Origin of the sequence: Allobaculum fili (assembly GCF_020969955.1) — a bacterium.
In the GTDB taxonomy this organism is placed as follows: Bacteria; Bacillota_I; Bacilli_A; order Erysipelotrichales; family Erysipelotrichaceae; genus Allobaculum; species Allobaculum fili.
Genome location: NZ_JAHDSX010000010.1, coordinates 1 through 19,565 on the forward strand (window position 1 = coordinate 1; position 19,565 = coordinate 19,565).

General features: G+C 49.0%; 18 protein-coding genes, 2 tRNA genes and 1 other RNA gene. 14 read left to right on the plus strand and 7 right to left on the minus strand.

The window, feature by feature from the left end:
- Positions 1-271: 271 nt before the first annotated feature.
- Together Afil_RS03705 and Afil_RS03710 are read right to left on the minus strand one after the other, a co-directional pair.
- A tRNA-Gln gene (locus tag Afil_RS03705) sits at positions 272-347 on the minus strand.
- Between the two features lie 28 nt (positions 348-375).
- On the minus strand, positions 376-834 hold the full coding sequence (locus tag Afil_RS03710; protein WP_230267175.1) for a hypothetical protein: 459 nt from the start codon (positions 832-834) through the stop codon (positions 376-378).
- Between the two features lie 61 nt (positions 835-895).
- On the opposite strand from Afil_RS03710, the gene Afil_RS03715 reads away from it, so the two are divergent.
- From Afil_RS03715 to Afil_RS03730, 4 genes are all read left to right on the plus strand, one after another.
- Positions 896-1,867: a rod shape-determining protein gene (locus Afil_RS03715; protein ID WP_230267176.1), complete on the plus strand. Its 972-nt coding sequence runs from the start codon at positions 896-898 to the stop codon at positions 1,865-1,867.
- 173 nt (positions 1,868-2,040) lie between these two features.
- Complete coding sequence (gene infA / locus Afil_RS03720; protein WP_230267177.1) at positions 2,041-2,259, plus strand: translation initiation factor IF-1; 219 nt, start codon at positions 2,041-2,043, stop codon at positions 2,257-2,259.
- Positions 2,260-2,336: 77 nt separating this feature from the next.
- Complete coding sequence (locus tag Afil_RS03725; RefSeq protein WP_230267178.1) at positions 2,337-3,284, plus strand: DNA-directed RNA polymerase subunit alpha; 948 nt, start codon at positions 2,337-2,339, stop codon at positions 3,282-3,284.
- A 614-nt stretch (positions 3,285-3,898) separates the two neighbouring features.
- Positions 3,899-4,114 (plus strand): hypothetical protein, encoded by a 216-nt coding sequence (locus tag Afil_RS03730; RefSeq protein ID WP_230267179.1) that lies wholly within the window; start codon positions 3,899-3,901, stop codon positions 4,112-4,114.
- A gap of 180 nt (positions 4,115-4,294) precedes the next feature.
- On the opposite strand, the gene Afil_RS03735 is transcribed toward Afil_RS03730, so the two are convergent.
- Positions 4,295-6,427 (minus strand): nitrous oxide-stimulated promoter family protein, encoded by a 2,133-nt coding sequence (locus Afil_RS03735; RefSeq protein WP_230267180.1) that lies wholly within the window; start codon positions 6,425-6,427, stop codon positions 4,295-4,297.
- Positions 6,405-8,165 carry an ABC transporter ATP-binding protein/permease gene (locus Afil_RS03740; protein ID WP_230267181.1) on the minus strand — a complete coding sequence of 587 codons (1,761 nt, stop codon included), beginning with the start codon at positions 8,163-8,165 and terminating at the stop codon, positions 6,405-6,407. Before Afil_RS03740 ends, Afil_RS03735 begins: the two co-directional genes overlap by 23 nt.
- A 349-nt stretch (positions 8,166-8,514) precedes the next feature.
- On the opposite strand from Afil_RS03740, the gene Afil_RS03745 reads away from it, so the two are divergent.
- The 7 genes from Afil_RS03745 to Afil_RS03775 all read left to right on the plus strand — a co-directional run bounded on the left by Afil_RS03745 (position 8,515) and on the right by Afil_RS03775 (position 14,031).
- Complete coding sequence (locus Afil_RS03745) at positions 8,515-10,305, plus strand: ABC-F family ATP-binding cassette domain-containing protein (RefSeq protein ID WP_230267182.1); 1,791 nt, start codon at positions 8,515-8,517, stop codon at positions 10,303-10,305.
- Positions 10,306-10,711: 406 nt separating this feature from the next.
- Positions 10,712-11,314 (plus strand): PTS glucose transporter subunit IIA, encoded by a 603-nt coding sequence (locus tag Afil_RS03750; protein ID WP_230267183.1) that lies wholly within the window; start codon positions 10,712-10,714, stop codon positions 11,312-11,314.
- A 69-nt stretch (positions 11,315-11,383) separates the two neighbouring features.
- A complete protein-coding gene (locus tag Afil_RS03755) occupies positions 11,384-11,821 on the plus strand; it encodes a hypothetical protein (protein ID WP_230267184.1) in 438 nt (145 codons plus the stop codon).
- Between the two features lie 577 nt (positions 11,822-12,398).
- Positions 12,399-12,620 (plus strand): helix-turn-helix domain-containing protein, encoded by a 222-nt coding sequence (locus tag Afil_RS03760; protein ID WP_230267185.1) that lies wholly within the window; start codon positions 12,399-12,401, stop codon positions 12,618-12,620.
- A gap of 282 nt (positions 12,621-12,902) precedes the next feature.
- A complete protein-coding gene (gene smpB, locus Afil_RS03765) occupies positions 12,903-13,373 on the plus strand; it encodes an SsrA-binding protein SmpB (protein ID WP_230267186.1) in 471 nt (156 codons plus the stop codon).
- Positions 13,374-13,511: 138 nt separating this feature from the next.
- Positions 13,512-13,888, plus strand: a transfer-messenger RNA (tmRNA) gene (gene ssrA, locus Afil_RS03770).
- Between the two features lie 67 nt (positions 13,889-13,955).
- Positions 13,956-14,031 (plus strand) — tRNA-Ala (locus Afil_RS03775).
- 174 nt (positions 14,032-14,205) lie between these two features.
- Here the strand turns inward: Afil_RS03775 and Afil_RS03780 are convergent.
- The gene (locus Afil_RS03780) at positions 14,206-14,415 is read right to left on the minus strand and encodes a hypothetical protein (protein WP_230267187.1); all 210 of its coding nucleotides are present in this window, start codon (positions 14,413-14,415) and stop codon (positions 14,206-14,208) included.
- Between the two features lie 393 nt (positions 14,416-14,808).
- Positions 14,809-14,934, minus strand: a complete 126-nt coding sequence (locus Afil_RS11100; protein WP_255658196.1) for a hypothetical protein — start codon at positions 14,932-14,934, stop codon at positions 14,809-14,811.
- 771 nt (positions 14,935-15,705) lie between these two features.
- On the opposite strand from Afil_RS11100, the gene Afil_RS11105 reads away from it, so the two are divergent.
- Positions 15,706-16,167, plus strand: a complete 462-nt coding sequence (locus Afil_RS11105; RefSeq protein ID WP_288339064.1) for a LexA family protein — start codon at positions 15,706-15,708, stop codon at positions 16,165-16,167.
- A gap of 273 nt (positions 16,168-16,440) precedes the next feature.
- Entirely contained in the window at positions 16,441-17,433 is a 993-nt protein-coding gene (locus Afil_RS03790; protein WP_230267189.1) for a Type 1 glutamine amidotransferase-like domain-containing protein, read from the plus strand.
- 255 nt (positions 17,434-17,688) lie between these two features.
- Here Afil_RS03790 and spx read toward each other — a convergent pair whose 3' ends face one another.
- A complete protein-coding gene (gene spx, locus Afil_RS03795; protein WP_230267190.1) occupies positions 17,689-18,120 on the minus strand; it encodes a transcriptional regulator Spx in 432 nt (143 codons plus the stop codon).
- A gap of 726 nt (positions 18,121-18,846) precedes the next feature.
- Here spx and Afil_RS03800 point away from each other — a divergent pair.
- Positions 18,847-19,530 (plus strand): Fic family protein, encoded by a 684-nt coding sequence (locus tag Afil_RS03800; RefSeq protein ID WP_230267191.1) that lies wholly within the window; start codon positions 18,847-18,849, stop codon positions 19,528-19,530.
- Positions 19,531-19,565: the final 35 nt, after the last annotated feature.

The window sequence follows — 19,565 nt, forward strand, 5'->3', positions numbered from 1 at the left end:
TTTGGAGAAATCGATACCGAGATCGATTGCAGGGATGATTGATTCCATGAAAAAGCCTCCTTGAATAAAGGAATTATCCCAAGGAGGCGGTCGAGAAAATACCCGTCTTTTATTTGACGCTTACGAAGCATGAATTCTCAGCCTGAAAGCAAAGGAAAAGCCGGTCCGTCAAAGTCTGAAAGAAAGGACGGGATCCGGCCAGAATAAAGAAAAAGACATCGCCAGACGATGTCCCTTTATTTGAGTCCATAAGCTGGACATGAATTTGCGATGGCTGGGGCAACTGGGATCGAACCAGTGAAATGCAGGAGTCAAAGTCCTGTGCCTTACCGCTTGGCTATACCCCAAGGCGCACAAAAAAGCAAAGGTATTGTATCAACCGCGAATTTTCCTGTCAACGAACGCAGGAATGTGCGACTGAAGCCACTTGTGCTGCAAAGAGAGGCATTTGGAAACGACTTTTTCCAGCGCAGAATCGTTGATCCGGCGGCTTTCAAAACGAATCTGATCGTTTTCAAATAAGGAAATGGAATTGAAGGCGCTCTTGATCTGCCGTCCGAATACAGGGCGCATCTGAAGCAGTCCGGCTTCCGAAGCGATCCGGTAATCGGGATCAAACGACAGGTACGTATGGCAGTGAAACGTGGAAACAATGGCTTTGACAGAGCTGTCGGGGTCCTTGCCGCAAAGGACAAGATGGATCCGGCAGTTCAGTACGCCAAACCAGACTGACCACTCCTGCAGCAGCACGAGCTTTCTGGAAAGCAGGTCCGCCGTGGAAGAAGCAATCAGAATGTTTAAAACAAGCGGGTGGTCTTTCAACAGGTCTTTCATACTCTCTTAAATCCGTGGTTCTGTACGATATAATATTAGCAACTCAGGGAGGCATCGTCTAATGGTTCGAGCGGGTATAGATTTAGGAGCCCACAGTCTGCGGCTGATTGTGGACGGAGAGGGCGTTGTATTTGATGAGCCTTCTGTTGTCGCGTTCAATGAAAAGGGAGATGTTCTGGCCATCGGGGAGCAGGCGTACGATCTGCGCTCGTCCAGGGACCGGACGATCCGTTTAGTCCGCCCGATCCGTGATCAGGGCGTGGATACAAAAGCGCTCGAAGCCATGCTCAACGAACTGTGCTATGAATTCCGGCTGTTTCGACTGTTCCAGAAAACGACGCTTCTGTTAAGCTATTCTTCTGCGTTTTCGGAAGAAGATATTTTGCATCTGAAACAGACGCTTCTCGATCTGGGCGCCAGTCAGATTTATTTCGATCCGGAAATCTGGATGGCAGCCGTTGGATCCGGCCTGGATCTGTTCTTGCCGGTTTCGAGCTGCGTTCTTTCGGTCGGCTTTTCCAACTGCGATATCGCCATTTTCCGTCAGGGACAGCGCATTTATCACGCTTCGAACCCTTCGCTCAATGGCCGCAGAGCCAGCGAGCTGGCAGCAAAGTACCTGCTTCGCCATCACGATCTGATTCCGGATGAGCAGACGCTCGATTTGCTGATTCAGTCCATCGGCGCGGTACGTCTTTCATCTAAGGATCAGTACGTGCGCATCAAAGGGCGCCTGCGGGATACCGAAAAGCAAATTGAAATCCCGGTCAGCCAGAATGAAATGGCTGCGGTACTCGCACCGTTTGCCAGAGAACTCGGTCTGTGGGTTTCTTCGTTTGTGCGCGGCTTGCCGGAAAACATTCAGCTCGATCTTTCGGAACGGGGAATTGTCGCCAGCGGCGGTACGATGAAGATGCTTGGCCTGGCCGATCAGATCGGCGCGCTGGCCGGATGTCCCGTTTACTGCACCGATGAGCCCGATCGAACGGTCTCCCGGGGCATGGAAGCGCTTCTCGAAACCATTGGACGCTGAGAAAGGGCATACCTTTCAGGCTTTCGGACTTTTCGTTTGCAAACAAAGTGACAATTGAATATATTGATAGATGGCTATTTATACAATTCACGATAAATTTGCTTCAATTTGCGAACAGGATTCGCTAAAAATTGGCTGAAAATAGAAACTAAACAGGAGGAACTTGAGCATACATGGCTAAACAGGACATGATCGAACTTGATGGCTTGGTAACGGATACACTTCCAAACGCCGCATTTAAAGTAAAACTGGAAAACGGACACGAAATTCTGGCTCATGTTTCTGGAAAGATTCGTCTGCACCACATTCGTATTCTTCCCGGCGACAGAGTAAGAGTGGATATTTCCCCTTACGACCTCACACGCGGACGCATCACCTTCCGCTACAAATAAGGTATACCGCCTGAATAAACAGGATACATACGACAGGAAAGTTCAGAGTCAGCGAATTCTGAACAAGGAGGTACATCATGGAAGTTTTTACCCGGGCAGCATTCAATCAGCTTCCTGACGGCACGGATACTCGCGCCTCTTTTACATTTGAACCCCTCGCACGCGGGTTTGGAACCACCATTGGCAACGCCATCTGCAGAACTCTGCTCTCGGATCTTCCGAGCACAGCCGTTATGGCTTATAAAGTGGAAGGCGCTCCTGCCGATGCCGCTAAACTTGATGAAATCGAAGAAGATATTATTCGTCTGAAACTGAATCTGAAAAAGATCCAGCTTGAAACCGAAGATACGGGAATCACCGAACTGCAGTTAGTGAAAACCGGCCCTTGCACAGTAACCGCCGGCGATCTGATCTGCCCGGAAAACACAACGATTACCGATCCGGATCAGGTGATCTGCACCGTTAAGGAAAACCAGACACTGAACATGACGCTGTTTGCGGCGACCGACGGCGGCTACAAGACAGCAGGCGAAATTGAAAAAGAATACGACCTTCCCGAAGGAACGGTCTGCCTCGATACAACCTTTACACCGATTAAATCCGCAGAATATCTGTCCGAGCCGACGCTGCTTGGTCACGATACGAAGTATGACAAAGTCACATTCGACATTCATACCAACGGAAGCATTACGCCGCTGAACGCCGTTACGGAAGCTGCGCGTATTGTCATCGGCTATCTCGATAATATTTATCCGGCTGCGCAGATGGAACTCGAAGAAAGCTTCACCGTTCAGCCGCCGGTTACGGAAGAAGTGGCGAAGTCTTCGACAATGATGATCGAAGATCTTGAGCTGTCTGTCCGCTCCTACAACTGCCTCAAACGTGCAGGCATTCAGACTGTAGAAGAGCTGACCCAGAAGACCGAAGATGAAATGATGCACGTGAAAAACCTCGGCAAGAAGTCGCTTCAGGAAGTCAAGGACCGTCTCGAAGCCATGGGACTTGGTTTCCGGCAGTACGACTGATTCCAGGCAAGCAGGCTGCGCTGTATTCCCTGAGAAGAGGGAGAAATTTCAGCCCGCAAAGCGGGAACGGAATTTCAGAACACGAAGCGCGCTGTCAGCCAGCACGAAATCCATTATCGATACAGAAAGAGGAAGTCCGGATCGAATCGGACCTCCTCTTTTTCTGCTTTCAGGGGCGTTATCGGCGTATAAAAGGACGAAATCCACCGATATTCGACAGGCGGAAAAATACCATCCCAAGCGGCTGGATTTATCGTGAAGAAAAGGATCCCGTCCCTTTGAAAAACGTCTGTACATTGCATTAAGAAAAATGTAAGTATAGGGCAATTGATCTGGATTTTCGATTTAGCTATGATATTTTTATAGAAATGAAACCAAATGATTTGAAATGAACAGTATGAAAACAGCTTTCAGCGTTTGCGTTTACTCCCGTTTTTTCAATCTGCAGGGCAGTACAGAGTGAACAAAACAGGCAGAACAAGAACAGGCGTTCCGGATACCCAGAATCCAGAGAAGAAAGCCCAGACTTTTCACAAATCGAATCCCGAAAATGCTTCGGCCGCGCCGCATGCATTTACATACAGTAAGTACAGAAAGTGAGGAATTGCATATTTATGGCAAAAGATTTTTTCAAAGATCGCAAAGCGATTATCAGCACGATTCTCGATAACATGCAGGGCTCGAATGAATTCGATGAGTCCAAATACTACACGATCGACATTCTCGACGTGGACGGTGAAACCGCCAAGGTAATGGTCTGCGATGATTACCGCTACCTGACAAAGGAAGAAGGCACCTGGAAAGAAGTGCCGCAGGCTTCCAAAGCGTAATCGCCAAAAGCCTGTTTTCTCGCGCAGCGTATGACGTTCGAGGACAGGCTGTATGACAGGCTTGCTAAAAAAAGCACAAAACGTATTTAAAACGAAAAAGCGGCCCGTACCGCAGAACGTTCCCTTGAGGGGAAGGCTCTGCGGTACGGGCCGCTTTCGTACAGGGATGTATGGGCAGGCTTAGTCTTCGAGTGTGCGGATTCCAAAGCGGAAGTAAAGGACGTGGCCGATCCAGACGGCCACAAGAATCCACTGGACCCAGGGCAGATGGAAGAGCATCAGCCAGCTGCAGAGAAGCACGAGCGAGATCGTCATCAGAACGCGCTTCTTAGCCTGCGGACGCATGGCACGGTGTTCAACCCAGTCTTTGGCATTGTCCTGATACAGCCGGGATGCGACAAAGCGATCGTGCAGCTTCTCGCTGCTTCGCCCAAAGCCAAAGGCGGCCATCAGCGCGAAAGGAAAGGACGGCAGAACGGGCAGGATGGCTCCAAGAACGCAAAGAAACAGTCCGACGAAGCCGATCAGCAGAAACAGCGGCTTTTCGATGCGGTTCTGGTTGTCGTAGTACAGATGGCGAAGAGCCATGACTGGATGATGGAGAAGCATGCGCGGGCCGGAATAGCGCATGACCTGACGAATCTGTTTGCGCCGCTCGTTTCGGTAACAGTGCACCTGGCACTGGGAACAGAATATTTTCGTTTCCATGAACGGGCATTTGGAAATGCGCACAACGGCGTATTCCAGCAGCTCTTTTTCTTCATGGGGATTGGGATACTTTTTGTAGTAGAGGGCGATCATTTCCTGGACGACACGTGCCTCAAAGGCCCGTTTCTTTTCAGCCCTGCGCTGCTTTTCGCCGGACGAAAGAGAACTTCCGCTTTCCGCCAGCATGGTATCCAGCCCCTGATCGAGGGAATCGATGAAGGTATCGATGCTGGCCTTTTTGCACGCTCTGCGAATTTCTTTGTCTGTCGCATCGGGTTTGGCGGCTAAAAGGTTATTGCGAAGGGTATCGGTAAACAGAACGCTCTCCTGCAAAACCACAGACTGTTTTGTACGCAGGAAATCCGTCTGTACGTCTTTCAGATTTTCATCGCCAAGGCGGGCTGTCCCGGCCTGCGGATCGAAAAAGCGCATGAGCAGGCGAAGCAGAGTGGATTGTCCGCAGCCGCTTCTGCCTTCGATTCCGGTGATTTTTCCTTCCGGAAAAGACAGGGAAAGACTTTCCAGGATCGCCTGATCGTCATAGGCAAAGGCGAGATTTTCCACCGCCATGGCGCTCGATTCTGGGCAGGCCCCTTTTTCGTTTTCCCTGACGGTAACTTCTTCATCAAACAGCGTCAGGACGCGGCGAGCGGCCCCAAGCGTGGAGGACAGACCGGTCGACAGATTGGCCAGCGCCAGAAATGGTCCAAAGGTTGAGGACTGGAGCACGAGACACGCAAGGAAGCTTTGTGCACCGATCTGATCGTGCCGGTAAAGATAGAGACCAAGAAAAAGCATGAAGAGCATCGAGAGAGTAACGATAGCCAGAGAGGCAGAAGAAGCGGCCACGGTCTGTTTTTTCTGCTCGTCTTCCAGCACGAGCAGTTCTTCCGTCTTTTCGTTCATTCGTGCTTTGCGGACGCCTTCAAGATCGTACTGAATGATTTCGTCCGCGCCGCGCACGTTTTCCAGCACTGTCGCGCTCAGATCGCCGACAGCCTTACGACGGGCAATGCCGGTTTTCTGTGCGGCAGAACCGAAAATCAGCGGAATGCCAAAGGCAGCCAGCGCGTAGCTGCAAAGAAGCAGGACGCCGATGGACCAGTGAATCCAGAAACCGGCAGCTCCAAAGAGGACGGCGCAGCAGATCGCGATGCAGAACGGAGAAATCGTGTGGGCATAAAACACTTCCAGAAGTTCCACATCCGAAGTGATCAGAGCGATCAGATCGCCCTTTTTACGCCCGTCCAGCCGGGCTGGACCGAGCCGGCACAGCTGACCGAAAACTTTATCGCGAATCGTGGCCAGAAGACGAAAGGCAATGTAGTGGTTGCACGCCTGCTCGCCATAGCGAAGGACGCCGCGCAAAACGGCGAACAGTCCCATGCAAAGGCAGGCTGTCCCGAAGGAGATCGAAATGGAGCCAGGTATATGGGAGAATGCGGCCAGGACGGCCATCATCCCGATTCCGGCAGCACACACGAATCCGGCGGTTCCGGCCAGAATGGCGAGAATCATCCAGCATTCCATGCCGTGCACCAGCTTGAGCAGACTGCGCAGTACGCCAAAGGTGGAGAGATTCTTATTCGTTTTCTTCGCGTTCATACAGACTTTCTCCTTTCACGTACTGTTCCAGTTTCTGCTGGGCAGAATAAATGCGTTCGAATTCGCCCCCGGCTTCTTTCAGATCTTCGAATCGTCCCTGTTCAACGAGTTTTCCATGGGCGAAAACGAGAATCTGCTTCGCGCGTTTCACGTTGGAAAGGCGATGGGTAATAAAGAAGACGGGATGCTCTTTGGAAAATTCCTCGATTAAATGAACGAGAATGGCTTCGCTGGCAGCATCAATGGAAGAAGTTGCTTCATCGAGCAGAAGCGCGGAGGGTTCGCTGGAGAGAAGCCGGGCGAACGCCAGCCGCTGTTTCTGTCCGCCGGATAGGTTGGATCCGCCTTCCTCCAGGACAAAATCCAGGCCGCCCCGCTTCTGGATGAGCGGCCAGATCAGCGTTTTTCTGAGAATCTCGATCAGGGTTGGATCATCGATTTCTCTTGATCCGCACAGGTTTTCGCGGACGGTTCCCGCAAAGAGGACCGGCTGGCTGTTCAGAACGCCGATGTGACGAGCCAGACTTTTTCTCGACAGACTTTCCAGCGGCTGATCGTTGAGCGTCAGCGTTCCATCGTCAAAACGCAGGCGTCCATAAAGCAGGGAAGCCAGAGTGCTTTTTCCCGAACCGGATTCGCCTGCGATGCCATACAGACCGTTTCCCTGAAGCGAAAAGGATACATGTTCGAGCGCTGGCTTTGTCGCCTCTGGATACGTGAAGGACAGATCTCTGGCTTCGATATCCAGAGCCGGAAAAGCCGAGTCCAGACAAAGTTCCTCGCTGCCGTCCTGAACGGGAGTGTCGAGAATTGCGAACATTTTATCGGCTGCCGCGGATCCATTCATGGAAATATGGAAATAACTGCCCAGCGTACGCATCGGCAGAAAAAATTCCGCGGAAAGCAGGATGATCGAAAGCATTGTGGAGGCACCGATCTGTCCGTGCAGGCAGCCGTAAAGCGCCATACCCATGCCCAGCGCGCTTCCGCCGTAGGCAACAAGGTCCATGACGGAAATCGAGTTGAGTTGCATGATGAGAACGCGCATGGTAATGCGGCGGAAGTTTTCCGCCTGACGGTTCATCTTTTCGTGATAGAGGCCATCCGTTCCGTAAAGCTTGAGGGTGGTAAGTCCCTGCAGGTTTTCCAGGAAGTCATCCGACAGCCCCGTGTACTGATCCCAGTAGCGGGAAAGCAGTTTTTTGGCAAATTTCTGTACGGCGATGATGGAAACAGGAATAAGCGGAACGCAGACAAACAGCACAAGGGCTGCCGGCCAGTAAAGAAATCCGACGATCAGAAACAGCGTGAGCGGAGCGAGCAGAGCGTAAAAGAACTGCGGCAAATACTGGCCAAACCAGACTTCGAGCTGTTCAACGCCTTCGCTGGTCAGCTGGGAAATTTCCGAGGTACTCCATCGGTTGCGATAGCTGCTGCCAAGCTGGCTGAGCTTGTCAAAAAGACGTTCGCGCAGCTGCCGGCGAACAAGGGCCGCGGCCTGGAACGAAGCACGGGAGGCCATTTTTAAAGCCATCTGGCGCACAATCAGACAGGCAAGAACGAGTAAAGCGGTATTCCATACGGAAAGGGAAGGCGTCCCGAAAATGGAGGCTGCGCATACGCACAGCGCGATCGTGGAAAGGCTCGAAGCCAGCAGGGAAATCCACTGAAAGAAAATGTTTCTGCTAATATAAGGAAACGTATCCGGGAAGGCTTTCAGAAGACGTTTGTTCAGCATAAAGGGCTCCTTTCTGATGCTCCTTGCATAAAGACGGACATTCCGTCTCCAAATGAAAAAGGTCGCAATCCATGCTGCCGCGCTGACCCGGTCTGTTTTCAAAAGGCGGGGGAGAGTCAGAAAGTTAGCGTGGATTAACGGTTTGCGCCGACTAACTATACAGATGGATTTTCCCGTGTGCAAGCCATTCCTTTCGCTTTTCGAACAAAAAGGGATCCAATTTGTATGAATTCGCTTTCCGGACTGACGGACAGGAGAGCGGATGAAAGAATAGAAAATTTATCGTCTACGCAAAAAAATGAGCAGAAAATGAAAAAGGCCGCATGGCCGTAAGGAGAGGAGCGATTATATGCTGATATCGGCATCCCATCTGCATTTGGACTATGGAGACGGCCGTTCACCAATTCTCGACGATGAATCGATGGACGCCGAAGTTTCGGAAAAAATCGGACTGGTGGGCCGCAATGGTGCAGGGAAATCCTCTCTGCTCAAAATCCTGGCGGATCCCCAGACCACAGCGGGCAAAATCATCCGCAAGTCCGGAATGAAAACCCACATTCTGGAACAGAATCCCGTCTTTACGCAAAAGACGATCTGGCAGGAGATGAAAGCGGCCAACGACGCACTGAGCGATCCGCGCGATGACTATGAACTCAAGGCCATTCTGACGCGTCTCAAGCTGGACGATTTTGACGCGCCGATCGAACCGCTTTCCGGCGGCCAGAAGCGCCGTCTTTCGCTGGCCCTGACGCTGGCGGACCGGGCGGATCTGCTTCTTCTGGATGAACCGACCAATCATCTTGATATTGAAATGATTGAATGGCTGGAAAACTGGCTTTCCAAAACGAAGGCGACTGTCATTACCGTTACGCATGATCGCCGCTTTCTGGAACAGGCATGCACCCGAATTCTGGAGCTGACCGACGGTCATCTGTACAGTCATCCCGGCTCCTACGCCGAATACCTGGAAGCCAGAGAAAAACGGGAAGCGGATGAACAGGCAAGAGCCGCCAAACGGGAAAACCTGTACCGTCACGAACTCGAATGGGTACGGGCTGGCGTGCAGGCGCGTTCCACAAAGCAGAAGTCCCGTCTCGACCGGTTTGAAGAACTGCGCGCGCAGCGAACCAGCCGGCAGAACAAGACGATGGAACTGCGCTTTCCCAGCGAACGCCTGGGCAAGAAGACGCTCGAATGGCAGAACCTTTCCTTTGGCTATACGCCTGAGAAAATTCTGTTTCATGACTTTTCCTACCACTGCAAAAGAACGGACCGCATCGCGCTCGTCGGACCGAACGGCTGCGGAAAATCGACGTTCCTCAATCTGGTCGACGGCGATCTGACGCCGCTCACCGGCGCCTTTAATTTTGGCTCCACAGTAAAAATCGGCTATTTCCGACAGATCCCCGATCCGGCGGATGGAAACCTTCGTGTTCTGGACTATATCGAAAAAGAAGCCAAGGCAGTCGTTACCCTCGACGGCGCACAGAGCGCTTCGGCTATGCTCGAACGATTCCTGTTTGATAAGACCAGGCAGTATCTTCCGTTAAACCGGCTTTCAGGCGGCGAACGGCGCCGTCTCGAACTCGTTCGCGTGCTGATGAAAGCGCCGAACGTCCTGCTGCTCGACGAGCCGGGAAACGATCTGGATATCGAAACGCTGGAAGTTCTCGAAGACTATCTCGATAATTTCCCCGGCATAGTGCTGTTCGTTTCTCACGACCGTTTCTTCATCGACCGTACCGCGACCGAGCTGTTTGAACTGCAAAGCGACGGAACCTTCCTGCGTATTAGCGGAGGCTATTCCGATCTGCAGGTGTTCAAGGAAGAAGAACGCCGCCAGGACAAAGCCAGACCGGCCAGTGCAGCCATTTCTGCCCGTCCAAAGGAAAAGAAGATTTCCTTTTCCTCCAAAGAGAAACGGGAGCTGGAAGAAATTCCACAGAAACTGGAAGCCAATACGGCTCGCATTGAAGAAATCGATAATCTTCTCGAGTCGGAAACGGATTATAAAAAAGTGGCCGAGCTGAGCGATGAACGCGAAGCCCTTAGCCAGACCAATGAACAGCTTGAAGAGCGTTGGATGGAGCTCGAAGAAAAGCGGGAAGAAACCGCAAAACTTTACGCCGCGAAAAAATAAGAAAACGAGTAAGAATACTAGACGAGTAAGAAGACGAACAGGAAAAACAAGAAAAAAGAGGAAAGCCCGAAGAGCTCGCTCAAAAACGCTTCTCTCGAAAGAATTCGTTCGAAAAATTGAAAACTTAAAACGATGCGAAAAGCCGGTCTGGATTCGAGTCTGTCCAGACCGGCTTTTCGCATGGACGCTCTGGATCTGCAGGGCCTTCGGGCATAAGGCAGCCTGGCCTCTGGGGAGCATTTCTATAATGAATGCACAGCAGGTCTCTTTTTCGAGCAGAAGCCAGATGGAACGGATCAATGCTTTCAAATTAGGGCAAGATCTCGGGCCCAGGGCGCTCAAGAGTGCGGCCGACCTTCTGATCGACAGAAATTTGTTGGAGCCTGCAGAAAGTGAGTGGATAGCGATGAGTGATTTTCTGAATCATTTAAAAGAAGATGTCGAAAAGGGCGGCGAAGAAATCAAGGACGTATGGCATCATGCCAAAGAATCTTTTGAAGCCGATGCCGCTGCAGAAAATGCGGAACTGGATTCCTACCATGATCTGTTTGCCTGGGCAGACGGCAGTCTGCTCGCCCTTCCGTTTGACGAGAAGGAAATTTCGCAGAAAGACCAGGAAATGCGGACGCTGGCTGTCATGGCAGTGAAAGATCAGTCGATCTGTGCGCCAGCGGACGGTGTGATTGAATCAATCGATCTGCCGCAAAATACGATTGTGATCAAGACCAGTCCTGTGAATACGCTGGCGATTAAAGTATGCGTCGGCACTGTTTCCTTTGAAAAGGATGCGACGATTCTCGTTCATCCCGGTCAGGATGTACAGGCCGGCCAGCCGTTAGTTCGCTTCGCCCATCCGATCGAAGCTAAGTCGAAGCTGATGCTGGCGGAACCGAAGACGTTTGCGGATTTTAAAGGCGCCGGCTACGTTCCAAACCATGAACCGGGCGTCATCGGACGAAACGAAATTATTATCACCACCCAGCCGAAGGCAAAAGTGTACAAGGCGTAAAGACGGGCATATCCAAAAGGGCCCATGACAGGGCTCGATATAATGAAGTCAATCAAGGAGGTCTGAATCATGAGTGATTTCTTTAAAGATCTGGGAAAAGATGTGAAAGAGGGCTGGGACAAAATGTCCGACTCTGTAGAAAAGGAAGCGGAAAAGCTGAAAGCTGACTTCGAAAGCGACAAGGAAAAAGCCAAGGAAAAAGCCGCAGACGTAAAAAAAGAGACCGAAGCCAAAGAAGCTGAATGCAAGGCAGATCTTGCCAAGGATGATGCCAAGGCAAAAGCCGATACCAAAGCCTTCAACGAAAAAGTCAAAGCCGGTGCAGAAGAATTTGCCAGCGATGTGAAAAAAGGCTATGACGACGCCAAGGACAAAGTCGAAGACGCTGCTGACAAAGCAAAAGCTGACGTAAAAAAAGACACAGCCGATGCGAAAGAAAAAGTCGAAGCTTTCAACAAAGATGTGAAAGCCGACGTGAAAAAAGCAGAAGACAAACTCAAAAAGTAGTCCCCAGGCATACCCAAAACTGAATAATTATCTGGCCGGATAACTCCGGCCTTTTTCCTGCTGAAAACTTTTTGTTCCGTAACGGACCGGCTGCCTTTACGAAGAACCGGTCAGTCGGAAAACGGGAAAATGAAGCATTTTTCCAGGGGATAACCGAGGCGAAAAATCATTGAAAAAAGTGCCCGCAAAGCATCAGAAATGATCTGAATGCGATGGGACCGGACGGCTCCTTCAACCGGGATTTGAAAGGCAAAAAGCTGGATTCTGAGATGAAAAAAGTTAAGAATTCTGATCAGATGTTTGTCTTTTTGCACTTGACATTTTTGTATGGAATCGATGGCTAAAATTGTTGTCGGATTCCCTATAAGCTTGTTAAAATCAACAATAAGAGGTTATAGCTATATCTGAAACGATTGCATATGTCAGGCGAAGCGGATATGCCTACAGGAATATTCGAAAAAAAACGCCTCATGCGGCAAGAAATTCTAACGATTTGAGGTTTACAAATCAGGGAATGTTGATTTTTCAATCGTTACAGGTAGTATAAAGAACGTAGAAGAAATAGAAGGGTATCTTTATGGTCAAGAACAACATCGAAGTGGACATTAAAGTTAAAATTCTCGAAGGGGGATATACCCAGGAACGTCTCGGCACCAAAATTGGAACTACTTCCCAGTACGTTAATCGCATCATCAAGAAGAAAGAGGGCCTTCTGAACAAGACCTTTATTCAGATGATGGAGGCTCTTGGTTACGATATTGAACTGGTTTATGTCCCTTGCGAGAATCACGACAATTAATAATCTCGAGCAAGTACAATCATCGACGAACTGATCATAGAAAAACAGAGAGATCCGCGCGGTTTCTCTGTTTCTTTTTTCTTTACCTGGATTTTTGGAAAAGCGGAAGATTTCACCCGCCCATAAAAGCGTGAGGGAATCCTGCTATACTGAAAAACGAGCCCGATCCGCTCCTGCTGAAAGATCGATTAAAGTGCTTCTCCTGCAAATCTCGAAAGAGAGGAGTTCGAAACAATTCCAGAAGCCATGCAGGAAACGGCATCAAGAATACGGAGGAATACCATGTCGCAAGCTAACAACGGAAAAAAAGTCATCGCCTACAACCGGAGCGCCCGGCATGAGTATGAAATTCTCGAAACTTACGAGGCAGGCATTGAACTCAAGGGAACCGAAATCAAAAGCGTACGAAAAGGAAAAGTGCAGCTGAAGGACTCCTATATTTCCATTCGCAATGGACAGGCCACGGTGAAGGATATGCATATTTCCCCGTATGAATTTGGCAACCGCTTCAACCATGATGAAACCCGGGACCGCCGTCTGCTGCTTCACAAAAACGAAATTCTGAAACTCGATCAGGCAGTCCGCCTGAAAGGGCTGACTCTGGTTCCACTGTCCATGTATATTTCCCATGGTCTGGCCAAACTGGAAATTGCGCTGGCCCGAGGCAAGAACATTCATGACAAGCGGGAAACCGCCAAAAAGCGCGATGCGGAACGCGATATTCGCAAGGCGCTCAAAGGCAGCTGGTCCTGATCGCGCTTTACCGCTCTGGATCTGTACCGCCTGGAAAACGGTCAAAACCGGCCGCCGCTTAAAAAAATTGAAATCGAAAATCTTTTGCTTGCATACAGTTTGAATTTTGCTAGAATATTTAATCGAGGACGACATGCCGGGGATGTTTCTGGCATTCGATGAGTAATTGTTTGGACTCAGTCACAGCCGGGTGATTCCGTTAAAATCATTCAAAATAAACGCTAACACATTTAACTTCGGCCGCACCAACACTGGTGCCATGGCCTTCGCTGCTTAATTTATTCACTACGCGTGATCGCAGCCTGTTCAGATCAGTTCGCTTTCTTATCGTCTGAACAGATGGCGTAAAGAAGATAAGCTGACGAAGCGACTGGCTTCGCCGGACGAAAATCCAACAGTCACCCCATCAGAAATTGTGTCTGTCCAAGTCTGATGGTCAAATGACAGACTAAGCTGTAAACACTGATTCGTGGGACATTGCTTAGACGCGAGTTCGACTCTCGCCATCTCCACCAAATGAAGACCACAGTGATGCAAGTCCTCTGCAGAGATAGTGCAAGTCTATCCGTCTTCATCAAATATGGGGTGTTAGCTCAGCTGGGAGAGCGCATGGCTGGCAGCCATGAGGTCAGGGGTTCGATCCCCCTACGCTCCACCATATGGAAATAACCCTTTAGGTAAAGCGCCTAAAGGGCCTTTTTTTTTGTTATGTGCGATTTGTGTGCGATTTTTTCTTGGTCGTATGCAGTGCCGACAGAACATCGTCTTCTGATCTGTCGACCAGGTGGCCGATTATTCCTTTCCGGAAAAAGAAAAGAGTCGGTCAGGGATCTTAATAAATCGCTGAAACAGATTGAATTGGTATTTCGATTAGGTTGCCATCTATCCCTTCAATAAGCAAAGCATCATCATAATTGTCAAAATCATCTTTATCTAAAATCTGAATGAATATGCCGTTAACCGGCGGGCTATCTGTACAAACCACCGAAATGGGCTTATCTGTTTTCATTTTTACTCTGTTCATTACGTCTTCTAAACTCATTTGATGGTCTCCCCGGAACTAGATGTGCTCCTGTCTTGGAAAAATTTATCACAACAGTATCTGTATCTTCATTTGAAGTCTTTGAGATATACTCTCCAATTTTAGTTTTTATCAATTGAAAACTGTTCCACTTTGGTCGGAAGGGGGGCCTCCCTGTCATAGTTATCGGAACCCTGCTCTTCCGGGTGAATACATCAGGCCACTTTTCTTGTTAAGGCACGAGAAATACGACCTGTTCAAGATTGATGGATATATACCATATTTAAATATAAAGCAGGTTTCTGAATTTTCTGAAACAGAAATGAGATCCTGTGTCTGCAAAACAGGAAGATCAGACCGCTTGTCGCTTGCATCAGAAATTGCACCTCCTTGGACAGACAAAAAAAGCGCTGGCTAGGCAGCGCTCTCTGAATCGTGCTGCGGAATGAATTTTTCCATCTCCTGAGCAATGGCGTCATTCTCGTAAATGCCCTGGTCGCGGCAGGCGCAATGGAAGTCATAGCATAAATCCAGCGGCATACAAACATTTGATGATGATTTCGGGATTTACGTCTTTCTTCTTTTTGGAAATATACCAGTGCAGGAAGACTCCAATAAGGACAATCACGATGAGGCTGGATATCGCCTGAATCAGATAGTAATGCGTGCTGTGCATGAATTTTGGTTACCATGTGCAGAAAAGACATTCGAATCCATTCCAAAGGCGGTGTGTCGATTTACCCGCTCGCTTACAGCAGCAGGGCGATTAGTGAACTGACCAGATCCACAAGGAATTGGGGAGCGGAAAGAAGCAGGGAACAGTAGAGAAGATCTTCCAGAGCTCTTTTGATTCTGGATCGGGTACGTGATTTGCTTTTGCAGGAGCGATCTTCAGTCAAATCGGGATTCGATTCATGGTACATCGGTTTTTACCTCGCTTTCTGCAGACTTGAAGTCCAAAGATGAAGAATAAGAAATTCAGAAGATTGAGGATTCCCAAACACCCGAATCCGAAAAGGCAGAATCCGGGCTTTCAGGATGCGCCCGAGAAAATGGATGAAAAAATGAAAAAGAAATGCGGACAGAGCACTGGAGAACGTGGAAAACTTTCAAAATGGAAATTTTACCCGTCTTCGCGGATCCTTCCGCCCTGTACCAGCGATGATTTTTGATTTACGCTTCCTGAATCGGACTGAGAATGCTGGCAAGTGAATCCCGCATTTCCAGGTGCAGGCATCTGCTGCTCAGTCTTTCTGAAAAACAGATCATTCAAAGGTTAGGAGAATCGCATATGACAACGAGGGAGAACGTATTAAGCGCAGAAGAAAAGAAATTAGTCTTACGCAAAGCGAACTGGCGGAGCGTCTTGGCTACACCAGCAAAGCTGCGATCAGCCGCATTGAACGCGGCGAGAACAATTTCCCGCTCAACAACATTGAGGCGTGGGAAAAAGCTCTGCATACCACCCGCGATTACCTTCTCAGCAAATCCGACATGAATGATCTCAACGGCCAGTCCTTTACCTGGACAGCCAGGGATAATGTCATGAATAAAATCGACGCCGGCGATACTGTGAAATTGGACAAGACCTCCGCTGCGCAGAGCGGCGATCTGGTTCTAGCGGATGTGAATGGCGCCATCGTCGTGCGCCGCCTGATTCAGAAAGACGGCGTGACGATGCTGCGGGCTGACAATCCGGATTACGAAGATTTCTTCAATCCGAAGTTTCAAATTCTTGGGGTTGCGGTTTCGGTAGAGAAGGTGCTTCATTAAATGCTTTTGAACGGTACGTTCTAACCGTTTCTGCCGTATCTTCTCCCTATCCTGTCCGCGTTGAGTCGAGCGTTCGCTCCGGATTTGTTAAAATTCAGGAGCTGTCCACTCAGTCTGAATGGGACGAGCGAATCCTGCTAAAGCTGGCAGGCTGACCGGTCGCTTTGCAGGCGACACTTAAAAACGGCGGGAAGATTTACCGCGAAACAAAACGGGGAATCCGGCGCACGATAAGGTGAATATTACGCGCGGTTGTGCGGGACTGCCGGCAGGATGGACAGACGCAGCTGCAGGAGAGAAAACGGAAATGAAACTGGTATCGAGAATGACACCCGCTCTGCTAAAAAGTGGAACGAGACGCAGACGATGGAAGAAAAGGATCTTTGTGGACTGGTTTTCTGCATGCCCAATGGCGCAGATGCGCTCTGGTCCAGACCAGAGCCGGAAGATCTGGAAATTGTAGTGGACAGACAAAATCTCAAAAATCCCGTGGAAGGCAAAACGGATCTTGTGCGGACCTGGACGAGTGTGAAAGACACGCCGCTTCGCCATCCGCACGCGTTTTCCATACGGCCTGCGGCTTCAATTGAGCGGACCTGCGTACTGATGAACACGTCGATGATTGATGAAAAATGGGTTCGACCGGCTTTGAAGCCGCTCCTTGCCCCGGATGACGAAGTTTGCGTTCTGGCATTCAGCTTTTTTGACGATACGAAAACGCTTGAGGATTGGAACCGTCAGTACAAGAAGGGCCAGGGCATCTGGTACCGCTCGAATACGGATGTGTTTTTCGCCTACGGCCTGAAAGAAAAACAGATTCACTGGGTCAATTACTTCACCGACTCCATCCCGCAGATGAAAGAAGCCATTCTTAATTCCAGTGTGCTTCTTCTGACTGGCGGCGCGCCGGATCTGATGTATCGGCGCATTCGGGAAAAGAAGCTTTCCGGCCTGCTTCGGCGCTATCAGGGTCTGGTGATCGGCTATTCCGCCGGCGCCATGATCCAGCTTGGGGAATACCACATTACCCCGGATGAAGATTATCCGCAGTTCTGCTGGAAAAACGGACTCGGCTATCTCACGGACTTCGATGTGGAAGTGCATTTTCAGAACACGCCCCATCAGCTCCGGCATATTGAGCGGGCACTGAGCGAACGCCACCGTCCGGTTTATGCGATCGACGAAAAAGGCGGCATGATTGTTCAGCCCGATGGAACAAAAAGCTTCTTCGGAGCGGTGACATGCTTCGATCCAAAAACCAAATAAGCAGGAAAACGGAAAGTAAGAAAACTGACAAAGAGACAATCCGGGCGGCACAGAATGACGTGACATAGGATGACGTATAGTTACGCGTTATTCTTTAAAAACCGCCTGCCTGTCGATGATGAAATTCCGAAATATAAAGTCCAGGGCATGCCCTGGCTTTTTTGGCAAAAGAAAAAGGCGGCTTTTGCTTTGATTTGCGAAGGCCGCCCTTTGAAGTTCATGGGTGAGGATAGATCCGTGAATTACAAGTCTAAGTTAAAACGTACGAAGTTCGAGTGTGGATTCCAAGATGGAACGTTCGATCCGGCGAAGCTCTTCTTTACGACGGCTAACCGGGATCATGGCTGTGATTTCGTCATCATCGTAGCCAACGACCATATTCTTTTCGGATAACATGATCGGTCGTTTCAGAACCGACGGGTTTCTCTGGATAAAACGAGTGAGCTGGGTCAGTGACATTTCATCGATTTCTTCCTTCAGTGTGAGATACGCTTTTGAACGTGTCGAGATAATGTCTTCTGTACCGTTTTCGCAACGGGAAAGCAGATATTTGATCTCAGCTTCAGAAAGCAGGTTGGAGAAGATATTCTTTTCAACAAAATTAATGTGGTTATCTTCGAGCCATCTTTTTGCCTTGCGGCAGCTTGCGCATCCAGGCGACGTGTAGAACAATACGGCATCTTTCATATTATTTTTCCTCCGAAACATAATTGTTTCCTTTTTTCTTGATAGGTCAGTGTCTTAGATTTGCATTTCCTGAAGGAATGCATTTCTTAATTGCATCTTTATTTTATGTCTTACCCGAGTAAAGATGCAACCTTTTTTAGAAAGAAAATCCGAAAACTTTATTTGCAGCAATCGTCCTTTAAATAAAGGGGGAATCAATAATAACTAATTTGAACGCGCTTTCATTGAGGTACATTTGAGTTCTTAATATTGTGGCGAAAGCGTTAAATTGATGAGAAAAGTGGCAAATAGAGCTAGTCTTGCCCTTTCTCGGTTTAAACGCAGAGCGGATAATTTGTACAATTTGTTTTTTTATGAAGATAAAAATCAATCAAATTTGTACATTCGTTGCGTGAAATGGCTCTCATGAATCTTTATATTCTTTCTTAGCCTTAACATTATCTTTATACGAATTAAGGATTTTTTAATTTTTGATACTCAAAAGCCGCATTCCTTTTGCGGATATGTCCGATGATTTTCTTGCGATTTGCCCAGATTCAGGCTGCTCTGGGGCACATTCATTCTATGAGGATAAATATCCCATTAATATAAGACGGAATATAAATCCGAATCAGATGAAATAAAATGACGATATGCATAATATCCGCTCTCCAGCGGGCAAAAAATTGAAACGGCATCCATAAAATCCTCTATAATGATTTGTGACCCAGCAAGGAGAGAAACAAAATGGAAATTATTGAAGTACTTAACAATAACCAGAGTTACCTCGAAGATTTCATCACCCGGGTTGTCTACAACTCGAACGCTCTTGAGGGCAGTACCCTGACGCGTAATGAAACCTACGCGCTGACCTTTGACTCCAACCATTGCGCCATCAACGCCAATGCCAAGGAGATTCATCAGGCGATCAACCACAAGCGTGCCATGATGCAGATGCTAAAGCGTCTGAACGCCGGCGAACCGCTGACGGCCGAATATCTGATGTCCGTCAACGATACGATCAACGAAAACATCATGTTCGGCGGAGCCTATCGTGAAGATCCGGCTATCGTATCCGGATCGACCAAGGTATTCCCAGGACCTGATGAAATCGAATCCTTCCTGAACCGTTTCATTGCCAAATATAATGACCTCGTTAAAAACGGATTTACGATGGAAGACGTAGCGGACATGCACATTTCGTTTGAGAACATTCATCCGTTCTCGGATGGAAACGGACGCACCGGCCGCATTCTGATCAACTCTATGCTGATCGCCAACAACCAGACCCCGATTGTCATCCCTCTCGAGATGCGCAATGACTACATCAAACTGCTGGAAACCAACAATGTAAAAGACATGGCCAAGATGTTCACCGGCCTTCAGGAAAAAGAAGCTGAACGTCTGAAAACGTTCGCGGATCTGCAGTAGTCTTCTCTTTTCGCTTTACCCATTATCAGAAATCA